Origin of the sequence: Bacteroides congonensis (assembly GCF_900130125.1) — a bacterium.
GTDB classification, from domain to species: domain Bacteria; phylum Bacteroidota; class Bacteroidia; order Bacteroidales; family Bacteroidaceae; genus Bacteroides; species Bacteroides congonensis.
In genome coordinates, this window is sequence record NZ_FQXY01000010.1 from 393,434 (window position 1) to 413,716 (window position 20,283).

Here is a 20,283-nt window from a genome sequence, read left to right on the forward strand (position 1 = left end):
ATTATTCTATTTTTTATTAAAAACCTACTTTCACACCAAAGTTGATAACCATCACCAATGGATAATTAGCTCTTGCAGCAGATTTCGACTCCGGGTCTATCACATCCAATTTATCGAATGTAAGCAAGTTATAACCGGTAGCATATACACGCAAACTACCTAAATGCATCCTGTTCAAAACTTTCTTTGGGAAACTGTAACCCACTTCCACGTTTTTCAGGCGTAAGTAAGAAGCATCACGCAACCATAAATCAGAGTCATAGTAGTTATTACTTCTGTTTACGAAGGAAATTGCGGGATATTTAGCTGCATCCCCCTTTTGTGTCCAAGTATCGGTAACAAAATATCTCATCAGTGAACGTTGGTTAGTCTGCCCGAAAGGATAACGGAAAACGTCGTCCAACATACGCGAAGTCTTGGCAGCACCCGCCCAAGTCATACTAACGTCAAATCCCTTGTAAGAGATACCATAGTTTATACCATATGACAACTGCGGATAATTAGTATTACCGATAGCCGTAATATCATTCTGGTCTATCTTCTTGTCACCATTCAAGTCCATATACATAACATCACCAGGTTTGGGAGTAATGCCATGGTCAGGAATACCTCCATGTCCCTCGGTAGCATATCGTTCCACATCCTCCTCAGAAAAGTATCCTGCAAACTTACGACCAAAATGCTGACCGACAGATTTACCGGTACGTTGCATATAAGCATATGGATAAGTCACCTCGTCCATATAAATAATCTTGTTTTTGGTACGCGAGATATTAAAGCCGATATGATATCCCAGTTTGTTAATCTTATCTCTCCAGTTCACATTGATTTCATATCCTTTATTATCTACCTTACCAATATTAGCGGTAGGAAGTGTCACAGCCAAATAACCGGGATCAGTTCCACGAGAAGTCAGGATATCACGGCGGTGTTCGATGAAGTAGTCAAAATTCACCTTTAATTTGCTATTAAAGAAATAAGCGTCAACACCATAATTCTGTTTAGCAGCCGTTTCCCAGGTCACATTAGGATTTCCTTTCTTTGCCTCGTTGGCGCCCGTAGTAATAGAACTGCCACTACCGAAATAGAAACCACCATTGGAAGCGTTATATACGTCCGGCAGGTAGAGGAAACGAGAGTTATCGCTCACACGGTCATTACCTACAATACCATAAGATGCACGCACTTTCAGGTAGTCCATAAACGATTTTAGCGGCTTCATAAAATTCTCTTCTGATATTACCCATCCCGCAGAGAAAGCAGGGAACAAACCGAAGCGTTTGCCCGAGGCAAAGTTCTCCGAACCGTTATATCCCATATTTACATCAAACATATAACGGGTATTATAGTCATAAGTAGCACGTCCCACCAAACCTATATAACTTCTCGGAATTGACAAAAATGCCGAAGGTCCGTTAGGATAATAAGTAATGGATTGATTATACATTACAAGTCCCGAAACATGGTGTTTACCGAAGTCACGTTTATAGTTCAAGGCAGCTTCCACATACCAGTCCTTACCACGACCAATAGATTCTTCATACCCCAATATGTTTTCTTCATCCACGCGGCGAAGCAGTACCGATCCGTCAGATTGTATCAACGGCTCGTAATGAGGAGTTTTACCACGCCTTTGTTTAGTGAGAGATACGGAACTATTATAAGCCCCTTTCACATGAGCTTTCAAACCTTTGGTAATAAAGTCCAACTTCTGTTCTAACAAGAAATCGAAATTCAGCGTATTACCATAGGTCACATCATAACCTCGTCCGTAATAAGTGTACATGGCATCGCGCATATCACCAAAAGAACTAGAAATATTACGTGCATCGGCCCACACCCATTTTCCATCTACGATACCCGAACCGGAAAACGGAACAGCCCAATAAATACCACGAAAAATAGTTTCAATACTAGACAGCCCCGATTCTCCATCCACTCCCGGAGTGTGTTTGTCATTGACACGTCCACCTACATTCACACGGAGCTGTGTAGTCTTTGTCAAATCCACATCCAAATTCAGACGATAATTGTAGCGATTGTAGCTGTAATTGTCATCATAATCTTTTTGATAACAATTAAAGAGTCCGTCTTGAGTAAACACACCGAGTGACGCAAAATAGCGCACTCTCTGCGAACCGCCCGAAATGGTCAAGTTATGTTGCGTTTGCAAGGCTGTATTACGTACCAAATAATCCATCCAGTCCATATCCGGATAAGCTAACGGATTACTCTGAGTACGAAACCCTTCAATAGCTTCCGGTTTGAACGCCAGCTGGGCTTCGGTATATCCGTCGTGAAGCTGGGCGTTATTATATGCCGTGGCATATTCATAGCTATTAGCAAAATCAGGTAAGCGAGTAGGTGCCTGTAAGGCAAATGAAGTAGAGAAGCTAACTTTCGCTTTCCCTTCCTGCCCACGTTTGGTCGTCACCAAAATTACACCATTAGCACCACGTACTCCAAACACAGCCGTTGCAGAAGCATCTTTCAATACCGTAATATCTTCCACTTCATTAGGATCGAGTTGGAAGAAACTGCGTTCTACTCCATCCACCAAAAACAACGGCTGAGACATGGATTCGTTCAATGACCCCACACCACGTACATATACTGTGGGATCGTCACTACCCGGCTGACCGGAAGTCTGGATGGCAGACAAACCCGGCATTTTACCAGCCAATGCATTACCAATACTTGATACCGGACTTTTCAATACATCTTTTGTCGTAATAGACGACATTGCTCCTGTCACTGTCACTTTCTTGGTAGCACCATAAGCCACTACCTGTACTTCCTGTAACTCTTGAACATTTTCATTCAGTTCGATTTTTAAGGCGGATTCTCCGGTATACTTTATTTCTTTATCCTTATATCCCATATAAGATATAACGATAGTAGCGCCTATCGGAACTTCCAGTTTAAAATTACCATCCACATCAGTAATAACCCCGCTGGTAGTTCCCTTTACAATTACACTGGCACCAATTACCGGACCATGACTATCAGTCACTGTTCCAGTAACCATTCTGCAATTCTGCTGCACAATAGGACTTGCAACAGAAGCCTCTCCCAACACACTATTTCCTATAGGGAAAGCCATTTGTCCGAATGACAAAAACGTCGCCAATAGCCATACCTGCTTCTGAGGTATTTTCATTGGAAAGAAGAAGTTTTCCATCTTTTTTAAATTTAAGTATTATAAAATATATTATCAAAAAGGTTCTATCTATAATTCACAAAATTAAATAGTTTTTAGATATTAAAATCCATTTATTATTCAGAAGAAGGTAGCATATTATACACAACTAAAAATAAGGTATTTATGTACAAAAATGCCCCATAAACGAACAATAGCGCCCCATATTACAGCAGGTGTTCTCCCCAATCAAGCATGCAGGGCTATAGCTATTTTGTAGCAAATCCACAACGTGCCTCCCAGTTCTCGGTGTTTTGCACAAAGAAAACGCATCTCTAGTATTACGAAGAAAGGTTAAAATGTGTTTTCATAATTAGATATATTCACTATTTTCCCCAATCCCTTTTACGTCTTAAAGCCTCCAGATAATAATAGTCAGCATAACTCAAAGGAACGTCTATTTCAGCGCAATCTGGGAAACTACCTACGGAATGCATCAATAGAAAATAATGGTTTTCACCAATTTCTGCACGATAAGTGGGAGAAGACAGAGTTTTCATTATCTTATCTGCTGTTTCCTTATATTCCTTATTATTTGAGAAGACACTTAGCTCATACAGCGCCGAAGCTGTAATAGCGGCCGCTGACACATCCCTCAGTTCTTTGGGAATATTCAACGCATCAAAGTCCCAGTAAGGTATCAAATCTTCAGGAAGATTTGAATTGGTAAATATAAACTCATATATTTTCTTAGCCTGATTTAAATATGCCGGACGATGTGTATACCGATAACACATAGTATAGCCATAAATAGCCCAAGCCTGCCCTCGTGCCCATGCCGAATCATCTGAATATCCTTGCGCCGTACAACGTTTAAGCACTTCTCCTGTTTCCGGATTGTAATCTACCACATGATACGAACTTCCATCTTCCCGAAAATGGTTCTTCAAGGTTTTATCAGCATGTGAAACGGCAATATTATAATAGGTAGAGTCACCGGACAACCGGGTAGCTTCAAACAAAAGTTCCAGATTCATCAAATTATCAATAATCACTGGACATTTCCATCCCATCTTTAACGGGCGTCCTTTGTCAGCATTCCAAGACTGAATGATATCCGCATTCGGACGAAAACGTGTAGACAAAGATTTGGCAGCCTGTACCACGACCGACGTATATTCCTCCTTACCACCTAAGCGCAAACCATTGAGGAAACTACAACCTATAATAAAGCCAATATCATGATGCGAAGTATTATATTGTTCTTTATATAGGTATTCGGTGCATTTCTCTGCTTTCTGCTTCCAATATTCATTACCAGTGAGATTATACAAATACCAAAGACTTCCCGGGAAGAAGCCAAGAGTCCAATCCCAGCCACGACGTGCATACACCATATCGCCCTTAGCGTTCACGGTACGAGGAATTAAGATTTTATCGTTCTTTTCAAGAGCATCCATCTGCAAACTATATTGAATAGCGGCATGCTCAATGTTCGTTGAAATAAAATCTTTCTGTCCTTTAACTCCCACACAAGCAAACATTGAAAAGAGAAAAAGACCAATACACGTACGAACTAAAATATTACTTTTCATAATCAATCAACATTTCATTAACTTGCTAACTATGCCAAACAAAAGTAAAGAATAAAACAATATTAGAAGGGCGGTATATATACACGAAAGGAATTCTAAACATACAAAATAAGTCCAATCTGAAAAAATGAACAAAAATAACATATAAATTGGATAATAAAACACCCAACAACACAACATCACACTTTCCCCCTCACGACAAAAAAGCTATATTTGCAAATCTTAATATAATGATTACTATACCTAAAGATTATGAGAAACAAAATCTTTTTAATCTGCTACTTCCTATGTGTACACATACTTACATGTAGTACACAAAGCATATCTTTCCGACATTTGACTACCGATAATGGTTTATCACACAACTCCATTATTTCTATATATCAGGATGAACGAGGATTTATGTGGTTCGGTACACGAAATGGAGTCAGTTTATATAATGGAAAATATTTCAAGATTTATCAAAAGGAGAAAAACAACTCAAATAGTATTTTATACAATGATATTTATCACATCACAGGAGATCAAAACGGACACGTCTATATCATGACTAACAGAGGGATTTCCGCTTATGACATAGAAAAAGGGCAATTTACTCCTATCATAAAGAAAAGCACACGGGCAGAATTCTTTTCTAAACATCTATACGTTGCCACTTCAAACCAAATATTCAAGTACGATGGAATAAAATTCGATTTGTTCTATAAGATGACTCAAAATACTAGCGTTATTCAAAGATTATACGTATATAACGACTCTGTCTTCATAGGAACCAATAAAGGACTTTATATACTCGACCCACAAAAGGCACTAACCCAACCTATCAAAGAAGGAAATATCTCCGATATCATCAGAGATTCTTCCGGTTACTATTGGATAACGACCAAATCAGGACACGGAGTGTACTGCATACAAGGCAAACAGATAAACAATTTCTTGTATGAAGCGGATGATCCTTCCACCATCAGTTCCAACTATACACACAGGTGTTGCGAAGACAAACAAGGGAATATATGGATAGGAACTTTCAACGGACTTAACAAGTATGACAAACAAACCAAAAAGTTCACCCGTTACGAGAAAAAAGAAAATAGCAAAAGCTTGAGCAACTCTTCTATTTGGGGGTTACATTGCGACTTACAAGGAACCATTTGGGTAGGAACATACTCCGGTGGAATCAACTATTTCAATCCACAGAAGCAAATTTATCGTGAGTATCAGGCTTCTTCCAAGGAAAAAGAAGGTTTAAGTTCCCCTATCGTTAAACGTATGACTGAGGATGATGAGGGGAATTTATGGATAGGTACAGAGAGAGGGGGAATTAATAAATACATCCCGACTACCCAAACCTATCAATGGTATACAAATAAAAACACTCCCAACAATTATACAGGAAATATAAGAGCAATCTACTACGACTCCATACAAAAAGTAGTGTGGACCGGTATTCATTTGGAAGGACTTAACAAATTGGATTTAAAAACCGGCCGTTCTACCAATTATAAATATAAGAAAGGTGATAGAACATCTATTCCATCCAATCTTATTGAAGATATTTTACCCTATCAAGAACAATTAATTTTAGCAACTAACAACGGAATCGGTCTATTCAATCCTGCAACCGGAACATGTAAACCATTGTTCCACGATGAAGTGGCACTCAACAATACTATATCCACCTTTGGATTAACCCTCGACCACAAAGGTATTTTATGGATAACCAATAATAACAATGGAGCCTGCGCTTATAACTTCAATACTCAAAAGCTGTCAATATACAAACATAAAAGCGCCAATGAACACAGCATCAGCAGTAACAGCGTCAATTCCATCTACGAAGACAGTCAAAACAGGTTATGGTTTTGCACTAATGAAAATGGACTGGATTTATACCGTAGAGAAACGGACGACTTCGAAAACTTTGATATGAGCAAAAACGGCCTGGCAAGCAATATTATTTACAACATTTGTGAATTATCCCCAAATAGGCTACTTGTAACCACCGACAAGGGGTTCTCCATATTAGACTATCAACAAAAAAAATTCAAAAATTATGAAGAACTCCCATTAAGCTGTATTAACGAGAATGCACTTTACAAAAACAAAAAAGGAGAAATTTTCATTGGAGGAACCACTGGAATTATTTCGTTCTTTGAGAAAGAACTTGAAGAGTCTCCTCGTTCTTACCGTATATATCCATTCCGACTTATCGTGAACGGAAAAGACATCAATGTAGGAGATAAAGACAGCATATTGACTAGAGACATAACTTATTCTCCAAAAATCACTCTTAAATCTAATCAAAATATATTTAGTATTGAGTATACCACAACAGACTATATACCTTTCAATAAAGATAAAATCATATACCGTTTGGAAGGTTTCTCTAATACATGGAACAGTCTGGAACAAAATGTTATTACATACACCAACTTAAACCCTGGTAAATATACATTAGTTGTCAAAGCCAAAGATATCAATGAAAGCCTGGTTCCACCAAGCAGATTGCAGATAGAGATCTTACCTCCTTTCTATCGTACGATATGGGCATACCTAGTATATCTCATATGTATTGTAGGTATTGCATATTACCTTATACGCGCCTATCATCACCGGATCCAGCTACAAGAATCGCTGAAGTATGAAAAAAAGCATGCTGAAGATATCGAAAAACTCAACCAAGCCAAATTACGCTTCTTCACCAACATTTCACATGAGTTCCGCACCCCTCTTACACTCATCATCGGACAAATGGAAATGTTATTACAGATACGTTCCTTCGCTCCCAATGTCTATAACAAAATACTGGGAGTGTACAAGAGTTGTTTACAGCTGAGGGAGCTTATCACCGAATTACTTGACTTTCGCAAGCAGGAACAAGGTTACATGACTATCAAGGTTAGCGAACACAATATTGTGGACTTCGTATATGAACATTATCTACTCTTTCAGGAATATGCAGTACAACGCCAGATTACTTTCAACTTCGAAAAGAGTAGTGATACCATCAATTTATGGTACGATGCCAAGCAGATGCAAAAAGTGATAAACAATCTTATCTCCAACGCCTTTAAACACACAAAAGCGGGAGGAATAATTTCCATATCTGTCCGGAAAAGAAATCAGGAAGTCCTCATTGACGTAACAGACAATGGTTCGGGAATAGCAGCCAAAGACATCAACAATATCTTTACTCGTTTCTATCAAACGGAACAGTTGGATTCTCTGTTCTATGTAGGTACCGGTATCGGTCTTTCGCTTTCCAAAGGTATAGTCGAACTGCATCATGGAAGTATTGAAGTTTCCAGCGAATTGGGAGAAGGGACCACTTTCTGCATACATCTGAAAACAGGAAATGAGCACTTCACATCCGAACAGTTCTGTGAAACAAAAGATACATTTGCATTTAATGAAATTAACGAGTTAAATGCAGAGTTCCAGCAGTCTTTATTATTTGAACAAACGACTTCAAACAACGATAGCCGACTAAAGGAAAGAGAATATAAAATTCTTATTGTAGAAGATAATGATTCATTAAAAGAAATGATATCTAAAATATTCGAAGAGTTCTATATTGTCATTACCGCCTCCAATGGCAAGGAAGGACTGGAGAAAGTACGATCCGAAAATCCCAATATCGTGCTCAGCGACATCATTATGCCGGAGATGTCCGGTACGGAACTTTGCCAAGCCATTAAAGCCGATTTTGATACCTGCCATATACCCGTAGTTCTACTCACAGCCAAAACTGCCATCGAACATAATCTGGAAGGATTAAGAATGGGAGCGGATGATTATATTACCAAACCATTTAACATCAACATCTTGTTGTCCCGCTGTAACAATCTGGTCAATAACCGAATCATGCTACAAGAAAAGTTCAGCAAACTGCCGCAAGAAAACATACAAATCCTGACCAACAATGTGATGGACAAGAAATTCATGGATAAAGTGATGGAAATTATCGAGCAGGAGATGGAGAATGGAGATTTCAATGTAGATATGCTGGCAACGCAAATGAGTATTTCGCGTACAAAGCTTTTCTCCAAGTTAAAAGCCATCACAGGACAGACACCTGCTGATTTCATTATGACCCTCCGCCTGAAACGTGCAGCATTCTTACTGAAGAACAACATGGAACTGAATATTGCGGAAATATCAGACCAGGTCGGTTTCAATGTACCCAAATATTTTAGTAAATGCTTCAAGGAAAGATATCACATCACCCCACAAACTTACCGGAAAGGCGATATCCCCCTCTCCGAAAATGAGGAAACAACCAATAATGTTGATTCCAAAATGCAAAATTAAAATTATCTAATACAATTCTGGCAATGTTTAATCAAACAATTCCTTCAGTACTTCCAGTGATTTTAAAGCCGGGAAGTCCGGCAAATGCAAGCTATAATAATCATTTATAGTCGTCAGGCAGCGGGTGCGTTCCGCACGGCTCATGCCGAAAAGATGCATCGTCTCATAATTCATACGCATCAATTGGCGAAGACGCCCGGCCTCATCGGGCTTGATATAAGATGAATGTAACTGAGGCCGAATCGAAGTGAAACAGGCATTCAGCAAGTCAAAATAGTCACCGGTATGATAGTCCTCGAGATTGGGATAAAGCCCCAAAAAGCGGGAAAGCCTCATCAGAAAGACCAGATGGAAATTGGCAAAACCTTCGCTGCACTCGTCCAGCCAGATAATAGAATGTTGCAGATAGGCAAACAATGGACGGTTCTCCGCCTCTTCACGGACAGCCCGATAAAGAAATTCAGCCAAGAAAAGTGCCATCGCAGACTTGTACGGGTCATAAGGAATGGACGAAAAAGGATAAAAAGATTTCGCTTCCTTCACACGATAGAGAGTCGTGTTCGGTCTGTAATCCGCTTCAAATTCAATAAAAGACAACGGCTGGAATAGGACGGACTTCACTGCCGCCTTTCGCGAACGGGGTACTGCGACAAGAAAAGAAGCCCTTCCGGACAATTCCGTGTACATATCTACAATGATAGACGTATCATTATATTTTAACGTATGTAGAACTATTCCTTTCGTTTTTTGCAACATAGCAAACTATCTCATTATCAATCCGGAACAAAATTACAAAAAAAATGCAAGGTAATCGATGACTTTTCATAAGCATTAACAACCTAAAAAACAACTACTTTTGTTATTCACCTTGAATAATAAAGTAAAAATAAACAAGCTTATGAAACAAAAAAGTAACAGAAATGGATTTACCGTATGTGCCCAGGCGTACTTACGGAAGCTACAAGAAGAAGGGCGCTATTCAACGGCGCATGTGTATAAGAACGCCGTCCTCTCATTCACGAAGTTCTGCAATACGCCGGGTATATCATTTGCACAAATCACCCGTGACAGTCTGAGACGATACGGCCAACACCTTCAAGAATATGGGCTACGGCCGAATACAGTCTCTACTTATATGCGTATGTTGCGCAGCATTTACAACCGTGGCGTGGAAGCAGGTATCGCCCGCTTTATTCCCCATTTATTTCGTGACGTGTACACAGGGGTGGATGTACGACAGAAGAAAGCATTGCCGCCTGAAGAGCTGCATACGCTCCTTTACAAGACTCCCCAGTCCGAACATCTGGGCCGCACACAAGCCATCGCACGATTGATGTTCCAGTTTTGCGGCATGCCGTTCTCGGACTTCGCTCATATCGAAAAATCAGCGTTGGAACAAAACGTCCTCAGATACAACCGTGTAAAGACAGGAACGCCCATGAGTCTTGAAATACTGGATATGTCGAAAAAGGAAATGAACAGGTTGCGCAACAACCAGTCGTCAAGAGAAAATTGCCCTGATTATCTTTTCAATATCCTGAAAGGTGACAAGCAACGAAAAGATGAAGGTGTTTATAAAGAATACCAATCAGCACTCCGTCGGTTCAATAATCAACTGAAAAGCCTGTCGAGAGAATTGCGCCTAAAATCACCCGTCACCTCATATACTATACGACACTCCTGGGCAACAAACGCAAAGTATCAGGGAATTTCCATCGAGATGATTAGTGAATCACTGGGACACAAATCAATCAAGACTACACAGACCTATTTGAAAGGCTTCGGATTAAAGGAAAGGACAGAAGCCAACAAATTGAATTGTTATTACATAGAATCTTATAAGAGAAGCAACCATTAATTCACAATAACCTAAAAACAAGCACTTTATCCCATCTGTTACTTCTTAGGTAACGGATATAAATATGGCACAAAGATATATAAAAAGAATCTCACATTCCAAATAAATCATATCTTATTTTATTCTTTTTCTTTGAATAAATAAAATAACAGGCAAGAACACGAAGCAGATTTCTTTCATGTTCCAACTATTTATTGCCGTCTATCAGACTAATTTTCGTCCGAAAGCATTCAAGTACATTTTATTTATAAAAGACCGCTGTCTTTTTCCTGTTTTTTCCCCGTATACATCTGTCATGATAATAAAATTCCGTTACCTAAGAAGTAACAGACACACATAAACAAAAAGTTATGACACACAAACCCGATAATATCAAATATCCATGTCTGTCCGCCAACAGCAGACGGAGACATACGACAAGCATGAGACATAGACTGACCACGCTCGTCTTTGTAGTGTGCATTATGCCTGTATCGAATCTCTGCGGACAAAACATAGCCGTCAAAAGCAATCTGCTTTATGACCTCACCACCTCACTCAATTTAGGCGGAGAAATACGTTGTGATGACACACATACTTTCAGCCTTTCCATCAATTACAATCCGTGGAACTTCAGCGACAACAAGAAGATGAAGCATTTCCTCGTGCAACCGGAATACCGTAAATGGTTCAACGAAGCATTCACAGGAAGTTTTATCGGCTTACAGCTTCATTATGCCTTGTTCAATTTCGGCGGAATGCTTCCCTGGGGATTCGGAGACGGAAAGATGCTGGGTGTAGAGAACAGACAAATCGCCAATAACCGATATCAAGGCAATCTGGCGGGATTCGGCATTTCCTACGGTTACCAGTGGATGATTAGCCCGCAATGGAACCTGGAAGCGGGAATCGCTCTGGGATATGCCCACCTCAATTACAAACGCTACGGACGCTCCGCAGGCGCACCCCTGATAGAAAAATCAAATTGCAACTACTGGGGTCCTACGCAAATAGGAATATCAGTCGTGTACTTCATCCAATAAATAATCCAATTTAATAAACGCATCAAATGAAAACGAAAACATTCATCTTGCTCGGCCTATTGATATGTAATCTGCTTCCGGCACAGAACGTCAAGCTGGATATCAAGCCCCATTTCCTGGGAGTACGGGCAGACTCATTACTCCTTTCGATGGACATATCGGTAGAAATCGAGGATATGAACCCGAAGAATGCCGTCATACTGACACCTGTCCTGACCGGACAAGACCACAGAATACTATTACCGGCCATCCAACTGAACGGCAAGCAGAAGCAGAAATTATATTTGCGCAACCAGATACTGCGCAAGAAGAAGGGCAGTAAAGCAGACGACACTGACTATCTTGTAGCCGGTATCGACGACAGCCATTCACGCACCATCAATTACCGCACCGCATTGCCGGCAGAAAACTGGATGAACGACGCCACGCTCTATTTGAGGAGAACGATTGTCAGACCCGAAGGCGAACAGACGCTGAAAGATACGCTAATCATCGCACCGCAATATGCAGTGCTTCCGCCGGAAATGGGCAATACAGCTATTCAGGAAGTCTCCTCTGCGGCAACAGCAGACAACAGCACAACTCCTTCTGCTGCCCCGACAGGCAAAAAACCAAGGTATAAAGGTTCGTATGTCTCACCGTCATCGGATGATGTGGATATCCGCAATCAGAAAGAGTTGAACTTCAATCTCGAGGAAGCCAAGATTATGGCTGACATCAATCCGCAGATGTTATCGCTCCGCGAACTGTATACGGTAGCCTTATCATATGCGGATAATAAGGCGAAGTTTTATCAGATTATCAATATCAGCGTGAAACTGTATCCTGTACACCCCGTTGCCAACCTCAATGCGGCGGCTGCTGCCATTGAGCAGGGAGATACGAAATCCGCAAGCAAGTTTCTTTCCATGGCATTGCACGAGGGACTTGCCTACAAGAGTTGCCGGGGGGTATATGAGCTGATGACCGGAAACACATACGAAGGCATCCGCATACTGAAAGCCGCCAAGGCGGAAGGTTCTGAGGAAGCTGCATACAATCTGAATGTTTTTTTTGAAAATAATAAACGGCATTAACTGGTAGATACAATGAGATATATTTTACTCCTGTTCCTATTATTGGGTTGTCTTGACGGTTACGCACAGAAAGTAGCCGTCAGACTCAACACGCTTCCCGCCATTGACGGAGCTTTCGGAGCCGGAGTCTCTTATGCCATAGGGAATAAAAGCACCGTCGAACTGGCAGGAAGCCTGCGACCATGGAAACGGAGCGAGATGTACGTGAACCGTTATTGGGTGATTCAACCCGAATACAAATATTGGACTTGCCAGAAGTTTAACGGCCTGTTCTGGGGAGTTTATCTCAATGGAGCGCAATTCAATGTCGGTGGGAAAAAGCTGCCTTTCGGTATATTCTCTGACCTGAAGAAGTACCGGTATGAAGGGTGGCTTATAGGGGGCGGCATTAGTTGCGGCTACCATTGGATGCTGAACGATCATTGGAATGTGGAAACGAGCTTGGGAGTGGGATACGATTATATTCATTATAAACAATACAACTGCGTCAGGAAATGTGCCGGAGTACGTAACAAAGGACATCATCATTACATAGGGCCTACCAAAGCCTCAATAAGTTTAGTTTATCTATTTTAAGAAGAAAAAGGTATGAAAAGTTTATGGAAAGTTTGGTTTTCGAAAAGAAGGAACATATACGTCCAGATAGCACGCAAGCACCACTCCACTCCCTGGAGAGTATATCACTTGGGGCACGGTGGCGTGAGTAAGAGTAATAAGGATATAAAGATATTGGAAGAATTACAACAAAACGGAGTAATCTCCCAAATCTATCCCTGGTGATATTCTCACACAGAAATGAAGAAATGCAGATTATTACGACAATGAAGACAGGAGGAATTTTTATTATCGCAGTCATTTTATCCCTTTCGATACAAGCCCAAAGGGCCGTAACGGAAGAGAGGGGGACTGTTCGCACAACTACTTCCAGTCTGTACAAGGCAGGGAAAGAGTTGGTGGTTTCTATTTCGATGGATATCACCCGCGACCTCTCTCCCAATGAATCAGTGGTGCTGGTTCCCGTTGTCAGTGACAGTCTGGAACACCGGTTGGAACTGCCACCCATATATATCAACAGCCGGAAACAGCACATCGTATTCCTGCGGGAGACAGGCAGGAAAGATAAGGCAGCCCGGGCATTGCAAAGGAAAAACGGGGATAAGCAAACGATGCATTATCTGCAATCCGTCCCATTCGAGCAATGGATGAACCAAGCTACGCTCACACTGGTAGAGAAGAGTTGCGGTTGCGGCATTCCCGGTACGGAAGATTTCACCTGTATTGCCCGCCTGCATCCGCAATCAACGCCCGTTCCGCAACTTGCTTTCCTGACTCCGCAAGTTGAAACGTCTAAAATCAGGACGGAAAAAGGGTCGGCATTCATTGACTTTCCGGTGAATGTGACCGCTATTCATAAAGAATTCAGCAATAATGCGGCAGAGTTGGATAAAATCATCGAAACGATCAACACCATCAAAGGAGACAGCAACGTAAGCATCACACACATCAACATTCATGGGTATGCGTCGCCCGACGGCCCTTTCCGGATAAATGAGCGGCTGGCCCGCGAACGTACCCGTGCATTGAAGGAATATGTAGCCCGACTATATACTTTCGACAACACATACATACACACCAATTATACGCCCGAAGACTGGGAAGGCTTTGAAGCCCTTCTGGGCGACACAGTTTTTCAGGACAAGGAAGCTATCATGAAAATCGTAACAAGCAACATTCATCCCGACCGTAAAGAAGGTTTGATAAAGTCGAAGTTTCCGGCATTCTACCGTTTTGTGTTGAAACACTGGTTTGTCATACTAAGACATTCCGATTATACCATCGAATATTATGTCCGCCCCTTTACGGTGGAAGAATCTCAAAAGATATTCGATACGAATCCCAAGAACTTGAGCCTGGAAGAGATGTTCCGCCTTGCGCTCACGCATACACCGGGAAGTGAAACATACAACAGGATATTTATGACTGCCGTACAACTGTTTCCCGATAATCCGACGGCCAACCTGAATGCCGCCTGCATAGCGTTGACGCAAAAAGACACCAAGGCTGCGGCAGGGTTTCTCGAAAAAGCCCTGCCAGTGCCGGAGACGACGCTGGCCAAAGGAGTCCTATACTTCCTTCAGACCGACTATGAAGAAGCGGAAAAGCTATTCAGGCAAGCTAAGGACGCCGGATTGTCACAAGCGGAGGATAATTTAAAACAAGTTTTAGAACTCAAATAAATATTCAATTAAAACTCAAAGTAAAAATGAAAAGATTCACAAAGTTAGTGCCCCTGCTCTTATTTGCAGCAGTCACACAGTACAGTTGCATCAATGATGCGGATGTAGCCTTTTCCGATGAAACTCATGCGGATTCCAATGGCAACCTTGCCCTGTTCTTTGAAATCCCCAATGCAAACGGCACCCGTAGCGCCGAATCATCGGGCATAACCGAAACAGGTTCAAAAGAGGAGTATGCAGTAAAAAGCCTGACAATCTATCTGTTCGACTCAACCACCAAAACTCTTAAAGACCAGCAGGAACTGAAGAATATCCAACAGATTAAAGCGGACTTAGAAGAGATAAAGTACACTGCCGACAAGATTACCGTGAATCCGGGCACCTACAATATCTTCGCCATTGCCAACGGAAAGGCCGTCACCGGAGATATCAGCACGCAGGATGCTTTCCTGAATGCTGTCGACGGCATTACATACAGCGAAGGAAAGATTCCAAGCGTACCTGCAAGTGGATTCGTAATGACAAACCGCGGTGCGGCCAATCTGAACGTGGAAGTAAAGAAGCCGACTGATTCCGACAAGGTGACCAGTGTATCTATCGGCCTGGAACGTGCTGTTGCCAAAATTGAACTGACACAAAAACAGGAAACTTTCCCATTGAAAGACCCTGCCGGAAAGGTTTATTGCACCATCAAGCTCAACAACTTCAGAATGTTGAATCTGGCAACACAGTTCTATACCTTCCGTCACACCGCCGTTCTGAATGATTTCCAGGAACCCGGCTCATACACAAATGAGAACTTCGGTGACATCAACGACAACAACGGTTATGCAATCGACCCCTATTTCTTCAAGAAAACAGTGGAAGGCGCCAAAGATTTCACCAATGCCGACGGATTCTTTGCACAGGCATTAGTAGATCTGGATATCAACGACAGCAATTGGGCAGGCATGGCACAAGCGGGTAGCTGGTCACATGTCTACTGTCTGGAGAACTGTATGTTCGTCAATGCACAATTAAATGCATACAGCACAGGAGTGATGTTTAAAGCGAACATGGACATTGCCACCGACCGCGTTTTCGATGAAAACGGTGACAACATAAGCAATCCTTCCAACTGGCCGTCCAAGATGTTCTACTTCAATTACAATTTCTACACCAGTGTAGACGCTATCCGCAAACAGGTTCTGAATAATCTTCCGGAAGACATCACTGACGATTCGGCTACGGAAATCCTTGCCGAATACAGCATCAAACGTTTCCAGAAGACGGAAAATTACTCATGCTACTACAACTACTGGATCAAGCACGAAGATAACAACTCTACAGAAATGGGTGTAATGGAATTCGGCATCGTCCGCAATAATATCTATCGTCTGTCTATCAGCAAAGTAGCGGGACTCGGCAGCGGAGAACCTTACATCGAACCGGAACAACCGGACGAATACAAAGCCGAACTGGATATCAATATCAATGTTTTTCCATGGGCCGTACGTAATCAAGATGTAGAACTTGAATAAGCAGTCCGGCCGTCTGAACTAAAATCAATCTAAATGCGTTCATTTCTACTACATATTATTTGCGTTGTCGCGCTGTTCTCGTCCTGTGACTGGGTGAACGATGACTTGTCAGACTGTCCGACAGGAACCTGGCTGAAAATCTCGTACACCTACAACATCCTGAACGTGGACGCCGCGCCTACGCAAGTAGGCGACATCACCATTCTTGCCTTCGACAAGAACGACAAGTATGTGGACCGACTGGACGTAGACAGTATAACATTACATCAAAGCTACTGCATGGTAAGAGTGCCGTTTCCCGCCGGGACTTATCACCTGCTCATATGGGGAGGAGCATCCGACTATCCGTACCAGCTCCCAAATCTCAAAGCTGAACGGACGGAACGGAAATCCCTGAACATATCGCTGGCATGTGACGAGAAGAACCAGTCCGACAGGAAACTAAACGCGCTCTTTCACAGTAGCCTTGAAAATATTACTATCAGTGAGGAATATCAGGTCGTCACCGCCGAACTGGTTAAAAACACGAATTATTTCTCGTGTATCCTTCAGGATGAAGACAATCTCCCCCTGCAACAGGAGGACTTCGCCTTCACTTTGGAATCCGCCAACGGCGTAATAGACTATACAAATACTCCTGTCGACGCGACTCCGGTCTGTTATCTGCCGTATCGGCAGGAAGTGTCTGTAATGTCCGGACAGATTCCCGTCATCCATGCCAGATTAAATACACTGCGCATCATGAAGGGAGACGATACGACATTGTCAATAAAGCATATACCCAGCGGACAGGTGATCCTGCGCCTGCCACTCACCCAATATTTATTGTTATCAAAAATCTATCCCGATAATATAGGTGATATAGGCGACCAGGAATATCTTGACCGGCAGGATTCTTACACTCTCCTGTTCTTCATCAAGTCGTCAACTACGGGAATCCCGCGGATATGTCCGAAAATGAAAGTAAACGGGTGGAGTATACGGCTGAATGATTCCGAACTGGAGTCGTAAAGAGACTGATAAATAAGTTTATATACAATATACTGGTGAGATGTATAAAGAAAGGCTGCTGTGAAGTACCCGAGCGGGCTTTCGCCCTCTCGCATATAATGTTTCCCACTATATGCAAAATGCCCGATAAAACGGCATAACCCTTGAGAAGCCGTTTTATTGTTTGTTTGTTTTGTTTGTGTTAAGTGCATTCTTTCCGAGCGAGGAAAGGGTGCACTACTCGTTTATGGATAATCGGGATGCTTGTTCATCTTTTACCATAGTTTATTCATCTTTTACCGTAGCTTGTTCACCTTTTATCATGAAATCTATATCCTATCCCTAACATCAGATTATTAGGGTCTTTGAACTTGCTCAACTGGTACCCTACATGCAGAAACAAATGGCGCGTGACGTAAGTCTTGAGAGCCAGAATCTGATAGAAACCGTTCGTATCATCCCCACGGCATATCAGGTTTCGTCCAATTCCGGCATTGATTGAGAAAATCGGCATCACCAGTTCCGCCCGAAGGGACAACCCCACCGCAAATTGCTCGCGGAAAGGAGGACGATGGAACTTTATATCGTTCATATAGCTTCCTTCCAGTTTATAGTCCTTGATATTGGCACTCTCGTCATACTGCGCATCTACAGAAAGTCCCGCCCGGAAATAGTTATTGAAATTATACATCGGAGCAAAATTGAGCCCCACGATACCAAACGAACCGGGTACCAGACTCGGCACATTGTCTTTAACGAATCCCCTTTTGCGGGTAGCACCATATATCACCAAATCATAACTGACGTGCGGCTTTATGAATAACCGTTCAGGAGCTATCGCTCCGGACGCATCATCCGTATCGCCAAAGGTGCGTACAATGCCTACTCTCCCACCGATAATATTGATTCCCCCATTGGGATAATGAGTATTTCCATTGGAGAAATGCGTTAAGTCCACCCCTGCCGCCAACTTCCATTGCGGATGAAACTGCCAGTTCAAAAGAAGCCCCAAATTGATATATGCATTAATTTTAGAACCGATAACCTCATTCTGCGGATTGTATTGTTCATCATATTTCTTCCAACCGAAAGAAGCTCCGAAGTTCCATTCATAATCGAACGACAGACGGGACGAAAGCCGTACTATGGGCGCCCCTTGAAAGGCATATACCGTCACCGGATTTCCTAACTCGGCAGGACAGTAAAAAGTATTATACGAAACACCGATCCCCTGATAGGCATGAGGATACATTCTGCCCAATCGGGAATCTTTACCAAACTGGAAAGCATACTTCAGATGCAGGGAGAGCGATTGTTCGATGATTTTCTGCTGCAAATTATCTCCTTCGAGAAAACTGTTTGTCGGAACAACATAGCCCGGACGGACGTCCAAGCCAATCCCATGCTTCCCGACTATCTGCGCTCCTGATTTCCCGCCAACTGCCAGAAACGCCAGCAGGCAAACAATAGACAATAACCGTCCTATATTCATATTTCCAGTCATTTGAGATCCTTCTGTTCTATTTCATATTTTCCGGGCATTTTACTTTGTAACATGCCGGTGATACTCCGTTGCCTTCCTGTCTTCGGATGAACGGCATAGAGAGTATATCTCGTTTCAAACCATTCATAATCCATCCATAGAGTAATACGCTGAGTAGTATAGGCCGGGATAGGAACTTCTATCGGATCCGTATTGGGGAGAGACAGTGTTTGCTGTATGGAAGAATATTGTGCTTGCGTACCATTCAGTCCCAAATATCCGCCTTTCATATCGGGTATTTCTACTGTCAAATTGCCTTCTCCCAAAAGTTGAAAAGCCCCGGGCATCTCGCTTTTGAATATTACTTCATAGCGAGCATTCTCGTATGGGGATAAGAGATAGGGATAAGGAATATCCCAACCATTAGATTGCACAAAGCTCCTTTGTTTCTCTGTTTTCTTTGCGTAAGAATACGCATCCAAAGAGTAAGTGATATGATCGAACACATACCTGTCCGACGGCGAAATATCAACATATATTTCCTGAAACTCATATTCGTTGCTCGCTATGATTTCGAATCGAAAGTGAGTGGAGCGGGCATTCTCATCCACTGTTATCTTCAGCTCTTTGGGATTACTGCGATCGACAGTGAAACCAATCAATTCTTCATTACAAACAATCTTTCCCAATCCTTTCAGATAAGGAAATTGCTCTATTGTTATCAACTGACCATCCACATCATAGATTTCATATGAATAAGAAAAGTTTTCTTCATAAGTATATATCTGCAAATAATCCCAATTGGAAGACGCAAACCGGATTACCGCGACATCACCGTTTCCATCCAAAATCAGTTCGGAATCAGAAGACCGGAAATCGTCAACAAATACATCCCCGTTGCAACTATAAAATACCAATAGAATAAGAAGATATGCCGTTAAGTCTATGCACTTTTTCATGCCATTGTCCTTTTGTCGTTTTCGTTGGGGACAAAAGTAGTATATAAATTTTAAAACTCAGCACCTTGTATTCAATTAATATTCAAATCTAAT

14 protein-coding genes are annotated in these 20,283 nt (G+C 42.0%); 9 read left to right on the forward strand and 5 right to left on the reverse strand.

Annotated features, from left to right (window positions below; genetic code table 11):
• Nucleotides 1-16: 16 nt before the first annotated feature.
• Together BQ7997_RS13065 and BQ7997_RS13070 are read right to left on the reverse strand one after the other, a co-directional pair.
• Nucleotides 17-3,181 (reverse strand): SusC/RagA family TonB-linked outer membrane protein, encoded by a 3,165-nt coding sequence (locus tag BQ7997_RS13065; RefSeq protein WP_235817290.1) that lies wholly within the window; start codon nt 3,179-3,181, stop codon nt 17-19.
• Between the two features lie 344 nt (nt 3,182-3,525).
• Nucleotides 3,526-4,734: a glycoside hydrolase family 88 protein gene (locus tag BQ7997_RS13070; protein ID WP_073346824.1), complete on the reverse strand. Its 1,209-nt coding sequence runs from the start codon at nt 4,732-4,734 to the stop codon at nt 3,526-3,528.
• Between the two features lie 252 nt (nt 4,735-4,986).
• On the opposite strand from BQ7997_RS13070, the gene BQ7997_RS13075 reads away from it, so the two are divergent.
• The gene (locus BQ7997_RS13075; protein WP_022138728.1) at nt 4,987-9,045 is read left to right on the forward strand and encodes a hybrid sensor histidine kinase/response regulator transcription factor; all 4,059 of its coding nucleotides are present in this window, start codon (nt 4,987-4,989) and stop codon (nt 9,043-9,045) included.
• A 27-nt stretch (nt 9,046-9,072) separates the two neighbouring features.
• Here BQ7997_RS13075 and recO read toward each other — a convergent pair whose 3' ends face one another.
• A complete protein-coding gene (gene recO, locus BQ7997_RS13080) occupies nt 9,073-9,801 on the reverse strand; it encodes a DNA repair protein RecO (RefSeq protein ID WP_044655876.1) in 729 nt (242 codons plus the stop codon).
• A 142-nt stretch (nt 9,802-9,943) separates the two neighbouring features.
• Here recO and BQ7997_RS13085 point away from each other — a divergent pair, with 142 nt between their 5' ends.
• The 8 genes from BQ7997_RS13085 (at nt 9,944) to BQ7997_RS13120 (ending at nt 17,769) form a co-directional block, all read left to right on the forward strand.
• Nucleotides 9,944-10,903 (forward strand): tyrosine-type DNA invertase cluster 3b, encoded by a 960-nt coding sequence (locus tag BQ7997_RS13085; RefSeq protein WP_073347411.1) that lies wholly within the window; start codon nt 9,944-9,946, stop codon nt 10,901-10,903.
• Between the two features lie 350 nt (nt 10,904-11,253).
• A complete protein-coding gene (locus BQ7997_RS13090) occupies nt 11,254-11,925 on the forward strand; it encodes a DUF3575 domain-containing protein (RefSeq protein ID WP_083589232.1) in 672 nt (223 codons plus the stop codon).
• Nucleotides 11,926-11,951: 26 nt separating this feature from the next.
• On the forward strand, nt 11,952-13,001 hold the full coding sequence (locus BQ7997_RS13095; protein WP_073346825.1) for a DUF3868 domain-containing protein: 1,050 nt from the start codon (nt 11,952-11,954) through the stop codon (nt 12,999-13,001).
• A gap of 12 nt (nt 13,002-13,013) precedes the next feature.
• On the forward strand, nt 13,014-13,577 hold the full coding sequence (locus tag BQ7997_RS13100) for a DUF3575 domain-containing protein (protein WP_044654573.1): 564 nt from the start codon (nt 13,014-13,016) through the stop codon (nt 13,575-13,577).
• Nucleotides 13,578-13,589: 12 nt separating this feature from the next.
• Entirely contained in the window at nt 13,590-13,781 is a 192-nt protein-coding gene (locus tag BQ7997_RS13105; protein WP_022138734.1) for a hypothetical protein, read from the forward strand.
• 41 nt (nt 13,782-13,822) lie between these two features.
• Nucleotides 13,823-15,238 (forward strand): DUF3868 domain-containing protein, encoded by a 1,416-nt coding sequence (locus BQ7997_RS13110; protein ID WP_073347413.1) that lies wholly within the window; start codon nt 13,823-13,825, stop codon nt 15,236-15,238.
• Between the two features lie 26 nt (nt 15,239-15,264).
• Nucleotides 15,265-16,758, forward strand: coding sequence for an Mfa1 family fimbria major subunit (locus tag BQ7997_RS13115; RefSeq protein ID WP_073346826.1), 1,494 nt, complete (start codon nt 15,265-15,267; stop codon nt 16,756-16,758).
• A 33-nt stretch (nt 16,759-16,791) separates the two neighbouring features.
• Nucleotides 16,792-17,769, forward strand: a complete 978-nt coding sequence (locus BQ7997_RS13120) for a FimB/Mfa2 family fimbrial subunit (RefSeq protein WP_073346827.1) — start codon at nt 16,792-16,794, stop codon at nt 17,767-17,769.
• A 289-nt stretch (nt 17,770-18,058) separates the two neighbouring features.
• Here the strand turns inward: BQ7997_RS13120 and BQ7997_RS13125 are convergent, their stop codons facing one another.
• A complete protein-coding gene (locus BQ7997_RS13125; RefSeq protein ID WP_022138738.1) occupies nt 18,059-19,252 on the reverse strand; it encodes an acyloxyacyl hydrolase in 1,194 nt (397 codons plus the stop codon).
• Complete coding sequence (locus tag BQ7997_RS13130) at nt 19,249-20,190, reverse strand: hypothetical protein (RefSeq protein WP_022138739.1); 942 nt, start codon at nt 20,188-20,190, stop codon at nt 19,249-19,251. The genes BQ7997_RS13125 and BQ7997_RS13130 overlap by 4 nt, the downstream gene beginning before the upstream one ends.
• Between the last annotated feature and the right edge of the window lie 93 nt (nt 20,191-20,283).